The sequence below is a fragment of the Sphingomonas sp. AX6 genome (assembly GCF_902506605.1).
Lineage (GTDB): Bacteria > Pseudomonadota > Alphaproteobacteria > Sphingomonadales > Sphingomonadaceae > Sphingomonas.
Map to the genome: position 1 here is coordinate 2,777,292 of NZ_LR733979.1, position 17,865 is coordinate 2,795,156.

Here is a 17,865-nt window from a genome sequence, read left to right on the forward strand (position 1 = left end):
GCTACACCGCGGTTTGCCCATATTCCTGACGCGTGACCGGGTGGCTCGACGACAGTCCCCCATCGACCGCCAGCGCCTGACCATTGACATAGCTCGCGTCATCGGACGCCAGAAACAGCGCCGCACGTGCCAGTTCATCCGCCTGCGCACCGCGTTTCAACGGATTTAGGCGTCCCACCCTATCCATTTTCCCGGCATCGCGGGCATAATCGAAGGTCGGCTTGGTCATGCCCGTCTCGGTCAAACCGGGGCAGAGCGCGTTGACGCGTATATTCGAACCCGAAAGCTGCTGGGCCGCGACCGCGGCGAGATTGATCACGCCTGCCTTGGACGCCGAATAGGCCGGACTGCCCGCACCCGATCGAATGCCCGCGACACTGGCGGTCAGCACGATCGCACCGCCGCCGCGCTCGGCGATCCTGGGCGCGCCATGTTTGATGGCAAGGAACGGCCCGATCAAATTGACGCGCAGAACTTCGGTAAACAGCGAGACATCGGTGTCGAAGATGTTGGCCATGCCGCCCGAGATGCCGGCATTGGCGAAGATCACGTCGATGCCGCCATGCGCTTCCACGGCGGCGTCGATCATCCGGATCACCGCCGGTTCGTGTCCGGCATCGGCGCGGATCGCCCGCGCGGTACCGCCTTGGGCCGCGATCATCGCCACGGTTTCATCGACGCCTTCGGTGACATCGGCGGCAAGCACGTGTCCACCTTCAGCAGCGAACAGCAATGACGCGGCGCGACCGATGCCCGATCCGGCGCCGGTGACGACGATCGACTTGTTCTGGAACCGCGCCATCAGATTGTTACCCCGCCATCGATCACCATCGCCTGTCCGGTCATGAACGCCGCCGCGGGCGAGGCGAGATAGACGACTGCGCCCGCAATTTCGTGCGGCTCGCCGATGCGGCGGAGCGGGGTGGACCGGTTGGTCTGTTTCTCGCGCTCCGGGTCTTCCCACAAAGCGCGGGCGAAATCGGTGCGGATCAGCCCCGGCGCGATGCAGTTCACGCGCACATTGTCCGGCCCGTATTCGACCGCATAGTTGCGGGCGAGCTGGAAGTCGGCTGCCTTTGAGACGTTGTATGCGCCGATCACCGGCGATCCGCGAAGCCCGCCGATCGACGACACAATGATGATCGCTCCATCCTTTCGCTCGCACATTTCGGGCGCGACCTGCTGGATCAACCAGTGGTTTGAGAGAACATTGTTATCAAGGATCTTGCGAAACTGATCGTCCTCGATGCCCGCAAGCGGTCCGTAATAGGGGTTGGACGCCGCGTTGCAGACGAGGATGTCGATGCGGCCGAATGCAGCACGGGTCTCGACAACGAGTCGTTCGAGCGCGGCTTTATCCGATATGCTGGCGGCAATGGCGATCGCGGTGCCGTCGCCATGTTCGGCGTTGATCGCGGCGGCGACCTCGTCGCACGCTTCCTGCTTGCGACTGGAGATGACGACCTTTGCGCCATGCGCCGCGAGTGCCTCCGCAGACGCCTTGCCGATCCCGCGCGACGAACCGGTGACGATGGCGACCTTTCCGGTCAGGTCGAACAGGTTTTTCATGCTTCTCCCCTCCCGCTTGCGGGAGGGGCCGGGGGAGGGCCTGTCTTCCGCGAGCGGTATTTCTATAGGAGAGCGACATGCCCTCCCCTAACCCCTCCCGCGAGCGGGAGGGGAATGTCTCACGCCCCCGCCTTCACCGCAAATTCCCAGGCCGCCTGTGCCAGCCCCGGCACCCGCGCCGCTGTCGCCTCAGCCTGCGCGTTCGACGCATTGCCGTCGATCACCCGCTTCTTGATCCCCTGGACGATGCCCATCAGACGGAACAGATTGTAGCTGAAATACCAGTTAAGATCGGGGACGCCGTCGCGGCCGGTGCGTTCGCAATAGCGCGCCGTGATGTCCTCGATCGTCGGGATACCGGTTTCGCCGCCATTCACACCCTTCACCCCCGAACGTCCTTCCGGCTCGGTCACCCAGTTCATCGCGAAATAGGCAAAGTCGGCGAGCGGATCGCCGAGTGTCGAGAGCTCCCAGTCGAGCACCGCGCGAATTTGAGGTCCGTCGGGCGCAAAGATCATATTGTCGATCCGGTAATCGCCGTGGACGATGCTGGTCCGCGTCTGTTCGGGCACGGTGCGCGGCAGCCATTTGATCAGCGCCTCGGCCTCCGGCAGATCGTCGGTCTGGCTCATCCGGTATTGCTTCGTCCAGCGCGCGACCTGGCGTTCGAAATAATTGCCGGGTTTGCCGTAACTCCCCAGCCCCGCCGCCTCGTAATCGACCGCGTGCAGATCGGCGAGGGTATCGACGATCGCGTCGTAGTGCGCACGGCGGTCGGAAGGCGCCATGTCGGGCAGCGTGCCGTCCCACAGCGTGCGCCCCTCGATCATTTCCATGATGTAAAAGGCCGAACCGATGACCGCATCATCCTCGCAAAGCCCATAAGGCTTGGCGACCGGAAAGCCGGTGGGGTGAAGCCCCGCGATCAGGCGATACTCGCGGTCCACCGCATGAGCGGACGGCAGCAGCGGTCCGAAGGGCTTGCGCCGCAGAACGTAGCGGCCAGACGCGGCATCGATGCGATAAGTCGGATTGGACTGCCCCCCCTCAAATTTCTGGTAAGTCAGCGGCCCTTCGAACCCGGCAACGTTCGCTGCCATCCAGTCGGTCAGCCGGGCGGTGTCGAGATCCTGCGTCATTGGAACATGATGATCGAACGCGCGGTGTCGCCGGTACGCAATTTGGCGAGCGCATCGTTGATGTCCTCAAGCGCAATCCGCTCAGCGACCATCGTGTCGAGGTCGAGCTTGCCGTCGAGATACATCTGGACCAGCCGCGGCATATCGATGGGGAATTGCGTCGATCCGAGCAGCGATCCTTGCAGCTTCTTGCCGGTCAGAAAGGTAGGACCCGCAATCTTCACTTCGTTACCGGGTGCAATCATCCCCAGAATCGTCGCGGTGCCGCCGCGGCGCAATATGTTCCACGCAAGCTCCGCGGTGTTCGACCGCCCGACCGCCTCGATGGCATAATGGACGCCGCCATCCGACAGGGCGAGCACCGATTTCATCAGGCCGGCCACATTGGCGTCGAGCGTGTGGGTCGCGCCCATCTTTTCGGCAAGCGCGCGCTTTTCCGGCACCGGATCGATTGCGATGATCTGGCCCGCGCCCGCGATCTTGGCGGCGTTGATCGCCGACAGACCGATGCCGCCCGCACCGATCACCGCAACGCTTTCGCCCGGTTTCACCTTGCTGTCGTTGAACACCGATCCCGCACCGGTGATCACCGCGCAGCCGAGCAGTGCCGCGCGGTCGAGCGGCATGTCCTTCGAAATCGCGACACACGCATTCTCATGCACCAGCATCATTTCGGCAAAGGCCGACAGGTTGAGGAACGGCGCGAGTGCCTGACCGTTTTTCAGCTTCAGTCGCGGCGGCGCATCTTTGGCCCGCCGGGTCGAAGGATCGACGCACAGCGACGGTCGCCCGGTTATGCACATTTCGCAACTGCCGCAGAAGACGGTGAAGAAGGTGATGACGTGATCGCCGGGCTTCACGCTCGACACCCCCTCACCCACCGCCTCGACCACGCCCGCCGCTTCATGGCCGGGTACGGTGGGCATGGGATGCGGGAAACTGCCATCGACGAAATGCAGGTCGGATCGGCACACGCCGACCGCGGCGGTGCGGATCAGCACCTCGCGCGGGCCGGGCTTGTCGACCACCACCTCGGCGATCTCAAGCGGGCGTTTCGCCTCGAACAGAACGGCTGCTTTCACGCTATTCCTCATCCTCTACAAAACACGCCCGAATATCGTCATTCCAGCGAAAGCTGGAACCTCAAGCGGTTCCTGTCTCCCCCCGCCGCACGATACCCCGGCTTTCGCCGGGGTGATGCGTTTGGGGCGGGGTCAGATCACCGCGAAGCGCCCACTTCCCCACTCGACACGGCACCGCTCTTGTGATCGCCGTATTTCCCGAACTCGTTGCGCGCGATCGCCCGGTTGTGAACCTCGTCCGGTCCATCCGCGAAGCGCAGCGTCCGCATCGATGCCCAGGCGCTCGCCAATGGGAAATCGCCCGAAACGCCACCGCCACCATGTGCCTGAATCGCATCGTCGAGGATCGACAGCGCCATGTTCGGCGCCTGAACCTTGATCATCGCGATTTCCTGCTGCGCGGACTTGTTACCTGCACGGTCCATCATGTCGGCGGCCTTCAGGCACAACAAACGCGTCATTTCGATGTCGATCCGCGCGCGGGCGATCCGCTCCTCCCACACCGACTGTTCGGCGATGCGCTTGCCGAACGCCACACGGCTCAGCAGTCGCTTGGCCATATATTCGATGCCCATTTCAGCCACGCCGATCGTGCGCATGCAGTGATGGATGCGCCCCGGCCCCAAACGCCCCTGCGCAATTTCGAACCCACGTCCTTCGCCGAGCAACAGGTTGTCGACCGGCACGCGCACATCGGTCAGCACGACTTCGCCATGCCCATGCGGTGCATGATCGTACCCATATACCGATAACATCCGTTCGATCTTCACGCCGGGCGTATCGAGCGGGACCAATATCTGGCTTTGCTGGGCGTGGCGTTTGGCGTCCGGGCTGGTCTTTCCCATGACGATCGCGATCTTGCAGCGCGGATCGCCCGTCCCCGACGACCACCATTTGCGGCCATTAATGACATAATGATCGCCATCGCGAACCATCGAGGTTTCGATATTGGTCGCATCCGATGATGCCACCTGCGGCTCGGTCATCAGAAAGGCAGAACGGATTTCACCGTTCATCAACGGCCGCAGCCACTGGTCCTTCTGCTCGCGTGTACCGTAACGATGGAACACCTCCATATTACCGGTGTCGGGCGCGGAGCAGTTGAATACCTCGCTCGACCAGTAAATCCGGCCCATTTCTTCGGCGCATAATGCGTATTCAAGGTTGGTGAGCTGCGTGCCCTCAAACTCGAAACTGTCGTCGACATGGGTCTGCCCCGAATGCGGCGGCATGAAGAAATTCCACAGCCCCGCGGCCTTCGCCTTGGGCTTCAGTTCCTCGATCACCTTGGACGGTGCCCAGCGGTCGCCGTCTTTGATATCGGCGTAATAGTCAGCCTGGCGCGGCACGATATGCTGATCGATGAAAGTGCGCACCCGGTCGCGGAAGTGAGTTTCGCGTTCGCTGAGCGTGAAGTCCATGGGGCATCCTCTTCCTGATAATGGTCGCCGGAGAACCTATCCCGGCACGCGCATCAACGCCATACCCGTTTTTCAATAAAACTGATTTCGTGTTTCTCGACGCCGCACAAACGGCTCGTCTCAACCAGCCCCATGCTGCGCACAAAAAACACTGTCGCTTCGAATTTCATTTGCTAGAGTTTGGCGATGCAGGGGCAAGACACCACGGCGGAGACGTCGGCCGGAACCAAGCGATTCCAGGCCAAGCGCGACGCGATCCTCGCTGCCGCGGCAGAGGCGATCAACGAGCAATCGGCCAAGGGGATGACCTTTGCCGATGTCGCGCGGCGGGTGGGGCTGAACACCACCAGCGTCACTTACTATTTCAAGCGCAAAGAGGACCTTGCGGCTGCCTGTTTCGATCAGACGCTGACCCGGCTGACTACGATGCTGGATGCGGCGCTGGAGGAAGCGACACCACAGGCGCGGGTCGCCAAATTCCTGTCGATCAACATGGCACGTCTAGCAAGCGTTCGCGAAGGCGAAGAGACCGAATTCGCGATCCTGTCCGATCTTCGCGCCACCGAGGAGCCGGCGCGCACGAAGTTGATGGCGGGCTGGCGAGAAGTGTTTCGCAAGACTCGCGCCTTGTGGGGCGAAAGCGGCGGTCGCGAGCATACCGACCTTCGCAGCGCGCGTGCGCATACCCTTCTCGAGAACAGCTTCTGGTTGTCGGCGTGGCTGGAGCGTTACTCGGTTGATCAATACCCCCGCGTCGAAGCGCGGTTGATGGACGTGTTCGAACATGGTTTGGCCGCGCCGGGGCGCGACTGGTCACCACAACTGCTCGACCTCGATCATGGCGACACCGTGCCGCAGCGGGTGCAATTCCTGCTCGCCGCCACGCGCCTGATAAACGAACTCGGCTATCGCGGCGCCTCGGTGCAGCGGATTGCGTCCGAGCTGAACGTGACCAAGGGCAGCTTCTATCACCATCTCGACGCCAAGGACGATCTGGTGATCGAATGCTATAAACGCAGCTTCGACACGATCACCCAGGGGCAGCGCGACGGCGACGATCTGGGCGGGGATTACTGGCAGCGGTTGCAGAATGTCGTCGCGACATTGCTCGATATCCAGTTTTCGGAAGCCGGGCCGCTGCTCCGTACCACAGCGCTTTCCGGGCTTCCCCTGCGGGTGCGCCAGACGATGATCGACCGATCGAACCGCATTGCACGCCGCTTTGCGGGCACGATCAGCGACGGGATCGCCGAAGGATCCATCCGCGCGGTCGATCCGCTGGTGGCGAGCCAAGCCTTGATGGCGCTTCAGAATGCCGCGTTCGACATGCGCAAATGGGCGGGCACGATGCCGCGCGAGAAGGCGGTCGCAATCTATGCCTCGTCACTGATGTTCGGGATGTTCGACGACCGCGCAGTGGAGTGAGCGAGTCTATCCGGTTTCCGTCAGCGCCAACGCATTTCAATTATAAGCAAGCTACCTCCACCCGTTGTTTCGAGCGAAGTCGAGAAACGTGCCCTAAGCGCTTGTCTCACGCTTCTCGACTTCGCTCGAAACGAACGGTGTAGGAGGAGGCGTATTCCTTAGGCCGCCTTAGCCCGCTCCGCCTGCTGCTGCTTCAACAGCACCCCCGCGCGCCAGTAATGGAAGATCGCCCAGGGCGTGATCGCGGCAAAGATCAGCATCGCATAACGCAGCGAATCCTCGCCATAGGTAGGATACAACGCATCGCTGATCCGCCCGACCGCAACCGGCCCGATCCCCAGTCCGACCATGTTGATGACCAGCAGGGTAATCGCCGCCCACAGTGCCCGCACCTTTTGCGGTGCGAGGCTCTGGATCATCGCGAAACTCGGTCCGAGATAGCTGTTCTGAAATAGCAGCGCGACGACATAGGCCGATAGCGCGAGCTGCCAGCTATCGAGCCAGTAGAATGCCAACGCGAAGGGCAGCGCGATCAGTTTCAGCACCGCCACCATCCAGCTTTGCGAATGCATCCCGTGACGCTTCGCAAGCCAGTCGGCGAGCCTCCCGCCGATGATCGTCGACGCCGCGCCCACCACGCCCAGGATCGGGGCAACGATCCACGCGATTTGAAGCAAGTTCATATCGAGCGACCGCTGCATATAGCTCGGACCGAATGCGGCCAGTCCGTAGCCGATCATTGAGGTGAGCGTGACGCCGATGACGATGTGCACCGCCGCCTTGTTGCGCCACATGACGGCAAAGCCTTCGCGCAACGTCGGCATCGTGTCGCTTTCGGCAACCTTGGCGATATCGGACAGGCCGCGACGCGGCTCGACCACGAATTTCCAGACGAAGAATGCGAGCAGCACGCCGGGAATCCCGACCGCGAACAATGCGATCCGCCAGCCATAATAATGCGCGACCGTGCCGCCGATCATCGTCCCGAACGCAGTGCCCAGCACCACGCCCAGCGAATACACTGCCATCGCGCTCGCGCGTTTTTCGGGCGGATAAAGATCGGCGATGATCGAATGGCTGGGGGGCGAAGACCCAGCTTCGCCGATGCCGACGCCGATGCGGAACAACAGCAACTGAATGAAATTCTGCGCCAAGCCGCACGCGGCGGTCATCGCGCTCCAGATGGTCAGCGAAATCGTGATGATGTTCTTGCGGTTCATCCGGTCGGCGAGCCGCGCAACCGGAATGCCGAGCCCGGCGTAAAAGACAGCAAACGCAAGACCCGTCAACATGCCAAGCTGGGTATCGGATAGGTTCAGGTCTTCCTTGATCAGCTCTTGCAGGATCGCGAGAATCTGGCGGTCCATGTAGCTGAAGAAATAAGTGACCGTGAGCAGCCCCAGCGTCAGGCTCCGCCGCTTGATCGCGACATCATCGGCGATGGCGTCGGCAACTTGGGTGGGGCTGACGCTCACGGGCGGCTCCTTAGATGATACTCAAACAAAAAGGGCGGGTCGCTCCCCCAAGCGACCCGCCCCTTGGGCGCAGGCAGTTAGAACTTGCCGCGCAACGTAACGCCATAAGTCCGCGGTTCGGCCAGGAACTGCGAGAAGATCTGGCGCCCGCCGGGATATTGCGGATCTTGGAACGCAGCGGTGTTGGCCCCTTCCTGGAACGGCGAGTTGAACGCGACCTGGGCGTAATCCTTGTTGAGCACATTCTGTCCCCAGAATTCGAGTGCCCAGCGCTCGGAAGGTCCGCGAATGCCGACTCGAGCGTTCAGGATGAAGAACCCGTCCTGTTCCTTTTGCGGGAACAGATCGGACCCGGTGTTGTAGTCGCCGGCGAGACGGCCATCGACATAGAACAGCCCCGACAGGCCGGTGTTGCCGATGTCCGGCGTCCAGCCGACCGAGGTGGTCACGACCATTTCCGGCGCGTTGGACAAATTGTCGCCCGGCAGCTTGCGAAGCGCTTGATTCAACGGCGCGCCGCTTGCGTTTCCAACCAGATTGTCCCGGAATTTCGTATCGGCATAGGTGAAGCCCATTGCGATCCGCAGGTCGCGGTACGGCACGATCTGCGCCTCGAGTTCGACACCCTGCGAGATCACGCCATAGCCGAGATCGTCGGTGGCACATGCACCAGTCGCCGCCGCACCTGCGTTGAAATTGGGTGCGCCCGTGAACTTGCTCTGGTCGCGATCACCGCCAGCAAGATCGGCGGTACAACCGTTGACGTTTTGGACGATGAACACCGTCCCGTCGAAGGTGTTGAGCTGGAAGTTCTTGAACTCCTGACGGAACGCCGCGACCGACAGGCTGAACGGACCGGTGGCATATTTTGCACCCACTTCGAACGCATTCACCGTCTCGGGATCGAACTGGAGGTTCCCGACCAGCGCCTGCGCCCCGCCCTGTGATGCGAACGAGAAGATCGGCTGCTTCAGTGCCGAACGGTCGAGGTTGAAGCCCCCCGCCTTATATCCGCGAGAGAAGCTGCCATAGACGAGCAGGTCCGGCGTCACCTTGTACGAGAGGATTGCCGTGCCGGTGAATTCGCTCTCGTTACGCTCGTCATTTATGCTGACGCCGTTCAATTCCGACGTCGCGTTGCCTTGGCAGGACAGACCAAGAATGCCCGCTGCGATCGGCTGTAGCCCAGGATTTGCAAGAAACGCGGTCAATGCCGCCTGGTTCGCAACGCAGGCCGTATTGTCGTTCGTGAAATCAGCGGAGAATTTCTTGCTTTCGTCGGTGTACCGCAGGCCCAGCGTCAAATCGAGGCTGTCGGTGATGTGGACGATGTTATGCGTGAATGCTGCGAAGCTTTGCGTGTTCTGGCGATAGGTATCCTCGATCGAACCGCGATCGCTGATCCCGTCCAACCGGTCGAATGCAGCCAGGATCGTTGGCCCTGCCGCACCAAAGGGCGACGGAGCCTGCGGCACCTGTCCGCCGATCACTGCACGCCCGGTTGGAGAGAGACATGAGGTGCCGGTCGGCGAGTAAAGGCTGGCCAGTGCCGTACCCGATATGATGCGGCAGGTGGCGAAACGGCCATATTGCGTGCCGAACCGCAGATCGCTGTTCACCTTGATCTTTTCATCGAGGTAGAAGCCACCGACCAACCAGTCGAGACGACCGTCGAACGCTGTCCCCTGCAATCGCAATTCTTGCGTGAAGGTGCGGAACAACCGCGAGTTGGCGTCCCCCCCGCCATTGTAGAGAATATCGGGCGTGCCGTAATCGATGTCGCCTGCCTGGGTATTGTAATAGTTTCGATAGGCGGTGATCGACGTCAGCGTAACGTCGCCGAAGGTCCAGTCGACCTGACCCGAAATGCCATAATCTTCCGACTCGCTGGCAAAATCGCGACCCGGCGTCACCGAGACGTTCCGACTATAGCCTTGATTGAACGCAGCAGGATCCTGGCCGAGCGCGGTCAACACGTTGATGATGTTGTTGCCGCTGTTGAAGTTTGCAGGACCCGCATTCACCGACGGCACCGGATTGTTCAGATTGCCAACGAACGGGTTCACAGTCCGCCCGACATAGGTCGCCGCGCAGCAATTTTCGTCGCGCTTGCTGTAATCGCCGATCAGGCGGACGTTGATGTCGGAATTGGGCTGGAACAGCAATTGGCCGCGGACGAAGTAACGATCGCGATCGTTGATCTTCGTATCGTTGGCCGGATCGTTATAGAAACCGTCGCGTTTTACGTAGACGCCATCGACCCGCGCTGCGAGTACATCCGAGATGATCGGCCCGGTCAGGCCGACCCCGAAGCGCCAGAAATCGTAATTTCCGTACGTCGCCTCCGCACTGCCACCAAAGCTGAACTCGGGCTGCTTGCTGACGATGCTGATGAGGCCCGCCGACGAGTTGCGGCCACCCAGCGTTCCTTGCGGTCCGCGCAGGACTTCGATGCGGTCGATCTCGCCCAGTTCGTTCAGGCCGATGCCCGAACGCGAGCGATAGACGCCGTCGATGAAGGTGACGACCGAGCTTTCGAGGCCGGGGTTGTCGCCGACGGTGCCGATGCCGCGAATACGCGCGGAGCCGTTCGCTTCGGAACCGGTGGAGGAGACCAGGAGCGACGGCGCCAGCTGGTTGAGCTGGCGAATATCGTTCGCACCCGACAGCGCCAGACTTTCGGCATTCACCGCGGACACCGCGACCGGCACGTCAGCCAGAATCTGCGAGCGCCCCTGCGCGGTAACGACGATCGAACCGCCGACTTCCTCTTCGGCTTCCTGCTCGACCGCAGCGTCGGCAACTTCCTGCGCATGGGCCGGCATCGCCAGCGCCATGACCAACGCAGTCCCCGCGCACGCAACCAGATAATGTCGCTTAGCCATAACATCTCCTCCCGATTGGCTGCGCCTTTTCAGCCGGCGCATACCTCATCCTCGAATTTGAAGCGGTGTCGCTAATTCGTCAAGCGATTATCCCGCTGAATCTCTAGTGTTCGACCAAGGTGTAACACAAAAGCCATACACGGCTGATGGCATACCCCATGCCCGAATAGGTAGCGAAACGAAACTCAATAGCCATTCAAGCGCGCGAAGCGGTCGCGGTGGAACGACGCGGTTCCACCCATCGTCTCCAACACCTGCGCGCGCTTCATGTAGAAACCGGCGTCATGCTCCTCGGTCATGCCGATGCCGCCGTGGAGCTGGACCATTTCGCGACTGACCAGATGCAGGGTTTCGCTCGCCACCGCCTTGGCAAGGCTTGCCGCCTGATCGACGCCCACCCCGCGATCGAGCGCCTCGAATCCGCCCTCTACCGTCGATCGCATCAGCTGCAACTCGGTGAACATCTTGGCCATACGGTGCTGAAGCGCCTGAAAGGTCGACAGCTTCTGCCCGAACTGGGTCCGGGTCTTCAGATAATCGTTGGTCTGCTCGAAAGCGGCCTCGGCCATGCCCAGCATTTCCGCCGACACCGCGATGGCGGCGCGGTCGATGGCGGCTGCGATCAGCTCGGTGCCGCCCAGCTTGCGCGCGGGTGCGCCGTCGAAACGGATATCGGCATGGCTGCGGAAATCGACCATGGCGCGCGAGGATTTGGTCACCCCTTCGCCGTCCTTGACCAGATACAGCCCATCCTGTGCGGACACCACGAACAGGGTCGCGGCGTCGCCTTCGGCAACGAACATCTTCGCCCCCGTGAGCTTGCCACCTTCAACGCGCGTTTCGCAGCGCGACGGATCGAAACGCGGCCCTTCGTTGACTGCCAGCGTGGCGATGGCTTCTCCGCTGGCGATGCGCGGCAAGACCTCGCCTTTCAAAGCCGCATCGTCGGACAGCAGGATCGCGCCCGCCGCGGATGCGGTCGTGGCCAACGGACTTGCCGCCAGCGTCCGGCCAAGCTGTTCGAGCACCACGCCCAGCGCCAGCCATCCCATTCCGACGCCGCCCTGTTCTTCGGGGATGATGACACCCGCCCAGCCCATTTCGGCCTGCGCGCGCCATTTCTCAGGATCGAACTTCTCCGTCGCGCCCGATTTCCGAACTTTGCGGAATTCGGTCACCGGCGATTCATTGTCCGCCCATTCGCGCGCCATGTCGCGCAGCATCACTTGTTCGTCGTTCAGTACGGCCATCGTTCAGCCCCGCCTTTTCAAACTTCCCGTCATGCCAGCGAAAGCTGGCATCTCAGGCCGCGCTCCTGCCGCCCGATGCTCCAGCCTTCGCTGGGGCGACGATGTGGATTCTACTGGTGGTCGAGCATCCCCAGGATGCGCTTGGCGATCACATTGTTCTGGATCTCGGTCGATCCGCCATAGATCGACACCGCCTTGCCCCATAGCCAGGTGCGGGTCTGTTCCAGCTCCTTCGCGGTAAAGCCTTCGCCTTCCCAACCCAGCCCCTGCATCCCCATGATTTCGAGCGCGAGTTCCGCGCGGTCCTGCGTGATACGCGCGCCGACATTCTTCATGATCGACGTGGTGGCCGACGGCCCCTGATTGGACTTCGCTTCCTCACCCGCGCGTTTGAGCGTCAACAGGAACGCGCGGACGTCCATTTCATGTTTGATGATGCGGGTGCGCAGGTCGGCGTCGGCGATGCGGCCTTGTTCGTCGGTGCCGACATATTCCTTCGCCAGCACGCTGAGCGGCATGCCTGCGAACAAGCGGCTCGCGCCGCCGCTGCCGCCCGACAGGCTGGCGCGTTCGTGCTGGAGCAACCGCGTGCCGATTTCCCAGCCCTGCCCTTCGCGACCGACCAGATTGGCTTTGTCGGTCTTGGCCTCGGTGAAAAAGGTTTCGCAGAAAGGCGACGAGCCGGAGATCAGCCCGATCGGTTTCGTATCCACACCGGACTGATCCATGTCGATCAGCATGAAGCTGATCCCGCCATGCTTCGATTCCTTCGACGTGCGGACCAGCGCGAAGCACTTGTCCGCCCATTGTCCGCCGCTGGTCCAGGTTTTCTGCCCATTGATGACGTAGTGATCGCCCTTGTCTTCGGCAAAGGTCTGAATATTGGCGAGGTCGGAACCCGCATTGGGTTCGCTATACCCCTGACACCAGCGCACTTCGCCGCGCGCGATGGCCGGGATATGTTCGTTCTTCTGTTCCTCGGTGCCATATTCAAGCAGCGTCGGCCCGAACATCATCACGCCCATCCCGCCGATCGGGTTATAGGCGCCCGCACGACCAAGCTCGTCCTGCAGCACCCGCGCTTCGGCTTTGCTCAACCCGCCGCCGCCATATTGCTTGGGCCAGGTGGGGACACCCCAGCCCTTCTCCCCCATTGCTTCTCGCCACGCCTTTTCGTCGGCGCTTTCTTCGCTCGGTCCTTCGAGCGCGGACAGACTGTGGTCATGCCCTTTGAGCGATGCGGGAAAGTTCGCCGCGAGCCAGTCGCGGACTTGTTGCCGGAAATCGTCCAGCGAATTGACGGCCGGTTCGGCCTCGGCAACGCTTGCCATCCTGCTCCTCCATTTCGGCGCCCGGCGCTTATGCGCGAAAAGGTCGCCCGGTCAGAATTCGAAATTGCGGTATGTCCGACGCCACGTCAAGCGCGATGATGCGCGGTTGCGGTCTCAACAAGCCGTGCCCATCTGGCGCAGAGAGGGATTTGCAACGGAGCGCCACACTATGATCGACCTGCATTACTGGCCCACGCCGAACGGCCACAAGATCACCCTGTTTCTGGAAGAAGCCGGGCTCGATTACCGTATCGTGCCGGTCAATATCGGCGAAGGCGCGCAGTTCGAACCCGATTTCCTGCAGATCGCCCCCAACAACCGGATGCCCGCCATTGTCGATCATGCGCCCGCCGATGGCGGCGATCCGGTGAGCGTGTTCGAATCGGGCGCGATCCTAATTTATCTCGCGGAGAAGACCGGGCGCTTTCATGGCCCGGACGCCCGGACGAAGACTGAGCAGTTGCAATGGCTGATGTGGCAGATGGGCGGGCTTGGCCCGATGCTGGGGCAGAACCATCATTTCAGCCGCTATGCGCCCGAGAAGATTCCGTATGCGATCGACCGCTACGTCAAGGAAACCGCACGGCTGTACGGCGTGCTCGACCGGCGGCTTGAAGGGCGCGAGTACATCGCCGGGGATTATTCGATTGCCGACATGGCGGCCTATCCGTGGATCGTGCCGTATGAGGCACAGGGCCAGCGGCTGGAGGATTTCCCGAACGTAAAGCGCTGGTTCGAAGCGATCCGCGCGCGACCCGCGACGGTTGAGGCGTATCGCAAGGGCGATGAGGTCAACCCGCCCAACCAGGCGATGAGCGAAAAGGCGAAGTCGGTCTTGTTTGGGTTGAAGGTCTAGGCGCGGTCACGCCAGCCTCAAACTTCCTTCTCGTCACCCCGGACTTGGTCCGGGGTCCACCGGCCGGCAGGCGCAACTCACTGGAACGTGGCGCAGCGCGAGCAGCTTGGTGGACCCCGGAACAAGTCCGGGGTGACGACAGGTCGCGAACCTAACCCCGTCCCGGCCGCCTGCTCAGCCCCACATCCAGATGCGCGCCCGCGTCGAGCAGCATCGTCTCCCCCGTAATCACCCGGCTCGCTGGATCGAGCAGCATCACGATCGGCCCGGCGATATCTTCTGCGTGCGCGGCCATCGCCATCGGCACCTGGCCTGCGATGAAGCCTTCGAACTTGTCGAACTGACCCGCGTCCATCCGCTCCGAAAACCAGCCCGTCCCGACATAGCCCGGTGCGACCGCATTCACCCGGATCGCGGGTGCCAGCACGCGCGCCAGGCTCTTGGTCATGGTGATCAGCGCGCCCTTCGACGCGGCATAGGCGACCGATGATCCGTTGCCGAACACGCCTGCGACCGAGGCGAGATTCACGACCGCCGCATTCGGGCTTTCGCGCATGAGCGGTACGCACGCCCGCGTCATCTGAAACGCAGCCACCGTGTTCAGCCGATAAATGTCGATAAAGTCTTCCGCCGACAGCGCGTCGAGATCCTCGTGATCGGCGAATTTGGTCTTGCCCGCATTGTTGACGAGCAAATCGATGCGACCAAATGCCTCATGCGCGGCGTCGGCCAGCGCGCGGCACTGGGCATCGTCGGCGATATCGGCCTGGACCGCGATCGATCCGTTGCCGACCTCGGCGGCCAGCGCCTCGGCAGCGTCGCGGCTGGAGGCATAATTGATGACGCATCGCACCCCGCGCGCGGCCAGCGCCCGCACCACCGCCGCGCCGATCCCGGTGCCGCCGCCGGTCACCACCGCGACCATGCCCTCCATCGCATCCGCCATCAAAGCATCTCCTTCGACTGGTTTTCGAAAATTGCGTATGGCATTCGGCGCGTGGCTCGCATAGCTGGAAAGCATGACGACCGACGCTCTGCCGCTCACCGCCGCCGAACTGCTGGAAGGCTCATTCTGCACCCTGCCTGATCTGATCGCCGCGCACGCCCGCACCCAGCCCGACACGCCCGCGCTGGTGGGGGAGGATAGGACGCTGGATTACGCCCGGCTCGATAAGGCGATGGGCCGGATCGCCGCGACGCTCCAGTCGCAGGGCGTTGCAAAGGGCACACCGGTGGCGATGGTCGGGATCAACAGTGCGGCACTCGCCACGCTGTTCTTAGGGGCGTTGCGCGCCGGGTGCGTGCCGACCCCACTGGCGCCGTCCTCCACGCCCGACCAGATCGCGGCCATGGTTGCGGACTGTGGGTCGCCGATGCTGTTTGCCGATGAAGCTTCGCTTGAAGCGCTGACCAATATCGAGCTTCCCGCGCCGCTGCTGGCGCTGAGCGATCTCGACCGCTGGGCCAGCGCGACCACACCGCCCGCCCCCGTCGAGATCACGCCTGACGACCCGTTCAACATCATCTATTCCTCCGGCACCACGGGTACGCCAAAGGGCATCGTTCAACCGCACGCGATGCGGTGGGCGCAATTGTCGCGGTCCAAATTCACAGGCGCGGTGACGATGATCGCGACGCCGCTCTATTCGAACACCACGCTCGTCAGTTTCCTCCCCACCCTCGCCTGGGGAGGAACGGCGGTGCTGATGAAGAAATTCGATGCGCGTCGTTTCCTCGAACTGGCGGAAGCCAACCGCGCCACCCATGCGATGCTGGTGCCGGTGCAATATGCGCGGATCATGGCGCTTCCCGATTTCGACGATTTCGACCTGTCGCGCTTTCAGTTGAAGACCTGCACCAGCGCGCCCTTTTCAGCCGCGCTCAAGGCCGATGTGGTCGCACGCTGGCCGGGCCTGCTGGTCGAATATTACGGCATGACCGAAGGCGGCGGCACGACGTTGCTGGTCTGCAACCAATTCCCAGACAAGCTCGGCACCGTGGGCACCCCGATCGAAGGCCATGACATCCGCCTGATCGACGATGACGGACGCGAAGTCGCGGCGGGCGAAGTCGGCGAAGTGGTCGGCCGGTCGCCCGCGATGATGAGCGGCTATCACGGACGCAGGGAGGCAAGTAGCGCGGCCGAATGGTTCGACGCGGAAGGAAACCGCTTCATCCGCCACGGCGATATCGGGCGGTTCGACGCGGATGGGTTCCTGACCCTGCTCGATCGAAAAAAGGACCTGATCATCTCTGGCGGGTTCAACGTGTATCCCAGCGATCTCGAGGCGATCCTCGCGACCCATCCGGACGTCGCGGACTGCACTGTCGTCGGGATGCCGTCCGAAGCATGGGGAGAAACGCCGATGGGCTTTTACGTCGCGCGACCCGACGCGGAGGACGACGCAGCCGCGATCCTAGGCTGGTTCAACGACCGGGTGGGGAAGACTCAGCGCCTCTCCGACCTCAAACGCCTGGATGAATTACCACGCAGCGCGATCGGCAAGGTGCTGAAACGCGAACTCCGCGACCGTTTTCAGGGGGCCACCGCATGACCTCGATCACCGCTCTGCTTGCTTCCGCTAAGCCCGTCGAAGGCGGGTTTTCAACCGAAATTCCCGCCAACTGGCTTCAGGGGCGGACCGCCTATGGCGGGCTGTCGGCGGCGTTGGCGTTGGATGCGGCAGTGCGGTTGGCGGACGACCTGCCGCCACTGCGGTCGGCACAGATTGCCTTCATTGGACCGCTGTCCGGGGAAGTGAACGTCACCGCGAGCCTGCTGCGCCGCGGGAGAAATGCCGCGTTCATCCAGTCGGATATCGTCAGCGAGGCCGGACTGGGGTTCCGGGCAACCTTCGTGTTCATGACCAGCCGCGACAGCGCGGTTGCGCACGATGCTACCGCACCCGCCCCGATCGCTCCCCCGCCTGGGGACGCGAAGCTTTATGTCGGGCCGGACAATTTCTTCACGAGCAATTTCGAGTTCTTCGATCCCAAAGCCGATCTCGGCCCTGCGGAATGGCTACGTTGGGGACGGTTGCGCGAGCGCGAGGGGCTGCATCCGATGGTCGAACTGATGGCGATCGGCGACGGACTGCCGCCGGGCGCGTTCAAGCTTTTCGGAAAGCCCACGCCGTTGTCGTCGCTCAACTGGCAAATCAATTTTCTCGACCCTGCGCCGGTGACCCAAGACGGTTGGTGGCTGCTCGGGGCCGCCAGCGACCACGCCCAAGGCGGCTATTCCAGCCAGCGCATGACGATCTGGAACGCGGACGGCGCGCTGGTCGCGGAGGCGATGCAGGCGGTGGCGATTTTCGGCTAGTCGTACTCCTGCGAAAGCAGGCGTGCTGGCAGTCGTCCGCCATATTGCCAACGCTCCCGCTTTCGCAGGAGCACGGAAGCGTCGCCTTTCTTACCTTGCGACAAATTGCG

14 protein-coding genes are annotated in these 17,865 nt (G+C 62.4%); 4 read left to right on the plus strand and 10 right to left on the minus strand.

Going from position 1 to position 17,865, the window contains the following annotated elements:
- Position 1: 1 nt before the first annotated feature.
- The 5 genes from ENHY17A_RS13390 to ENHY17A_RS13410 form a co-directional block, all read right to left on the minus strand.
- Positions 2–802: an SDR family NAD(P)-dependent oxidoreductase gene (locus tag ENHY17A_RS13390; protein WP_159713448.1), complete on the minus strand. Its 801-nt coding sequence runs from the start codon at positions 800–802 to the stop codon at positions 2–4.
- Complete coding sequence (locus tag ENHY17A_RS13395) at positions 802–1,569, minus strand: SDR family oxidoreductase (RefSeq protein WP_159713450.1); 768 nt, start codon at positions 1,567–1,569, stop codon at positions 802–804. The genes ENHY17A_RS13390 and ENHY17A_RS13395 overlap by 1 nt, the downstream gene beginning before the upstream one ends.
- Positions 1,570–1,688: 119 nt before the next feature.
- Positions 1,689–2,708: a phosphotransferase family protein gene (locus ENHY17A_RS13400; protein ID WP_159713452.1), complete on the minus strand. Its 1,020-nt coding sequence runs from the start codon at positions 2,706–2,708 to the stop codon at positions 1,689–1,691.
- On the minus strand, positions 2,705–3,790 hold the full coding sequence (locus ENHY17A_RS13405) for a Zn-dependent alcohol dehydrogenase (RefSeq protein WP_159713454.1): 1,086 nt from the start codon (positions 3,788–3,790) through the stop codon (positions 2,705–2,707). Before ENHY17A_RS13405 ends, ENHY17A_RS13400 begins: the two co-directional genes overlap by 4 nt.
- 137 nt (positions 3,791–3,927) lie before the next feature.
- The gene (locus ENHY17A_RS13410; protein WP_159713456.1) at positions 3,928–5,211 is read right to left on the minus strand and encodes an acyl-CoA dehydrogenase family protein; all 1,284 of its coding nucleotides are present in this window, start codon (positions 5,209–5,211) and stop codon (positions 3,928–3,930) included.
- Between the two features lie 186 nt (positions 5,212–5,397).
- Between ENHY17A_RS13410 and ENHY17A_RS13415 the strand changes: the two genes are divergently transcribed.
- The gene (locus ENHY17A_RS13415; protein WP_159713458.1) at positions 5,398–6,636 is read left to right on the plus strand and encodes a TetR/AcrR family transcriptional regulator; all 1,239 of its coding nucleotides are present in this window, start codon (positions 5,398–5,400) and stop codon (positions 6,634–6,636) included.
- Positions 6,637–6,794: 158 nt separating this feature from the next.
- Here ENHY17A_RS13415 and ENHY17A_RS13420 read toward each other — a convergent pair whose 3' ends face one another.
- The 4 genes from ENHY17A_RS13420 to ENHY17A_RS13435 form a co-directional block, all read right to left on the minus strand.
- Positions 6,795–8,111: a spinster family MFS transporter gene (locus ENHY17A_RS13420; protein ID WP_159713460.1), complete on the minus strand. Its 1,317-nt coding sequence runs from the start codon at positions 8,109–8,111 to the stop codon at positions 6,795–6,797.
- 77 nt (positions 8,112–8,188) lie between these two features.
- Positions 8,189–10,996, minus strand: a complete 2,808-nt coding sequence (locus ENHY17A_RS13425; protein WP_159713462.1) for a TonB-dependent receptor — start codon at positions 10,994–10,996, stop codon at positions 8,189–8,191.
- 185 nt (positions 10,997–11,181) lie between these two features.
- Positions 11,182–12,246, minus strand: a complete 1,065-nt coding sequence (locus ENHY17A_RS13430; protein ID WP_159713464.1) for an acyl-CoA dehydrogenase family protein — start codon at positions 12,244–12,246, stop codon at positions 11,182–11,184.
- Positions 12,247–12,356: 110 nt separating this feature from the next.
- On the minus strand, positions 12,357–13,577 hold the full coding sequence (locus ENHY17A_RS13435) for an acyl-CoA dehydrogenase family protein (RefSeq protein ID WP_159713466.1): 1,221 nt from the start codon (positions 13,575–13,577) through the stop codon (positions 12,357–12,359).
- A gap of 169 nt (positions 13,578–13,746) precedes the next feature.
- Here ENHY17A_RS13435 and ENHY17A_RS13440 point away from each other — a divergent pair, with 169 nt between their 5' ends.
- Positions 13,747–14,433: a glutathione binding-like protein gene (locus tag ENHY17A_RS13440; protein ID WP_159713468.1), complete on the plus strand. Its 687-nt coding sequence runs from the start codon at positions 13,747–13,749 to the stop codon at positions 14,431–14,433.
- A gap of 151 nt (positions 14,434–14,584) precedes the next feature.
- Here ENHY17A_RS13440 and ENHY17A_RS13445 read toward each other — a convergent pair whose 3' ends face one another.
- Complete coding sequence (locus tag ENHY17A_RS13445) at positions 14,585–15,379, minus strand: SDR family NAD(P)-dependent oxidoreductase (RefSeq protein ID WP_159713470.1); 795 nt, start codon at positions 15,377–15,379, stop codon at positions 14,585–14,587.
- Positions 15,380–15,452: 73 nt separating this feature from the next.
- Here ENHY17A_RS13445 and ENHY17A_RS13450 point away from each other — a divergent pair, with 73 nt between their 5' ends.
- Positions 15,453–16,988, plus strand: a complete 1,536-nt coding sequence (locus tag ENHY17A_RS13450) for a class I adenylate-forming enzyme family protein (protein WP_159713472.1) — start codon at positions 15,453–15,455, stop codon at positions 16,986–16,988.
- Entirely contained in the window at positions 16,985–17,755 is a 771-nt protein-coding gene (locus ENHY17A_RS13455; protein WP_159713474.1) for an acyl-CoA thioesterase, read from the plus strand. Before ENHY17A_RS13450 ends, ENHY17A_RS13455 begins: the two co-directional genes overlap by 4 nt.
- Positions 17,756–17,865 lie beyond the last annotated feature (110 nt).

Bases quoted from the DNA above. Each gene is read 5' to 3' on its own strand.
- ENHY17A_RS13430 (WP_159713464.1), bottom strand. From the start codon at position 12,246: ATGGCCGTACTGAACGACGAACAAGTGATGCTGCGCGACATGGCGCGC.
- ENHY17A_RS13400 (WP_159713452.1), bottom strand. From the start codon at position 2,708: ATGACGCAGGATCTCGACACCGCCCGGCTGACCGACTGGATGGCAGCG.
- ENHY17A_RS13440 (WP_159713468.1), top strand. From the start codon at position 13,747: ATGATCGACCTGCATTACTGGCCCACGCCGAACGGCCACAAGATCACC.
- ENHY17A_RS13390 (WP_159713448.1), bottom strand. From the start codon at position 802: ATGGCGCGGTTCCAGAACAAGTCGATCGTCGTCACCGGCGCCGGATCG.
- ENHY17A_RS13425 (WP_159713462.1), bottom strand. From the start codon at position 10,996: ATGGCTAAGCGACATTATCTGGTTGCGTGCGCGGGGACTGCGTTGGTC.
- ENHY17A_RS13410 (WP_159713456.1), bottom strand. From the start codon at position 5,211: ATGGACTTCACGCTCAGCGAACGCGAAACTCACTTCCGCGACCGGGTG.
- ENHY17A_RS13450 (WP_159713472.1), top strand. From the start codon at position 15,453: ATGACGACCGACGCTCTGCCGCTCACCGCCGCCGAACTGCTGGAAGGC.
- ENHY17A_RS13395 (WP_159713450.1), bottom strand. From the start codon at position 1,569: ATGAAAAACCTGTTCGACCTGACCGGAAAGGTCGCCATCGTCACCGGT.
- ENHY17A_RS13435 (WP_159713466.1), bottom strand. From the start codon at position 13,577: ATGGCAAGCGTTGCCGAGGCCGAACCGGCCGTCAATTCGCTGGACGAT.
- ENHY17A_RS13415 (WP_159713458.1), top strand. From the start codon at position 5,398: ATGCAGGGGCAAGACACCACGGCGGAGACGTCGGCCGGAACCAAGCGA.
- ENHY17A_RS13455 (WP_159713474.1), top strand. From the start codon at position 16,985: ATGACCTCGATCACCGCTCTGCTTGCTTCCGCTAAGCCCGTCGAAGGC.
- ENHY17A_RS13445 (WP_159713470.1), bottom strand. From the start codon at position 15,379: ATGGCGGATGCGATGGAGGGCATGGTCGCGGTGGTGACCGGCGGCGGC.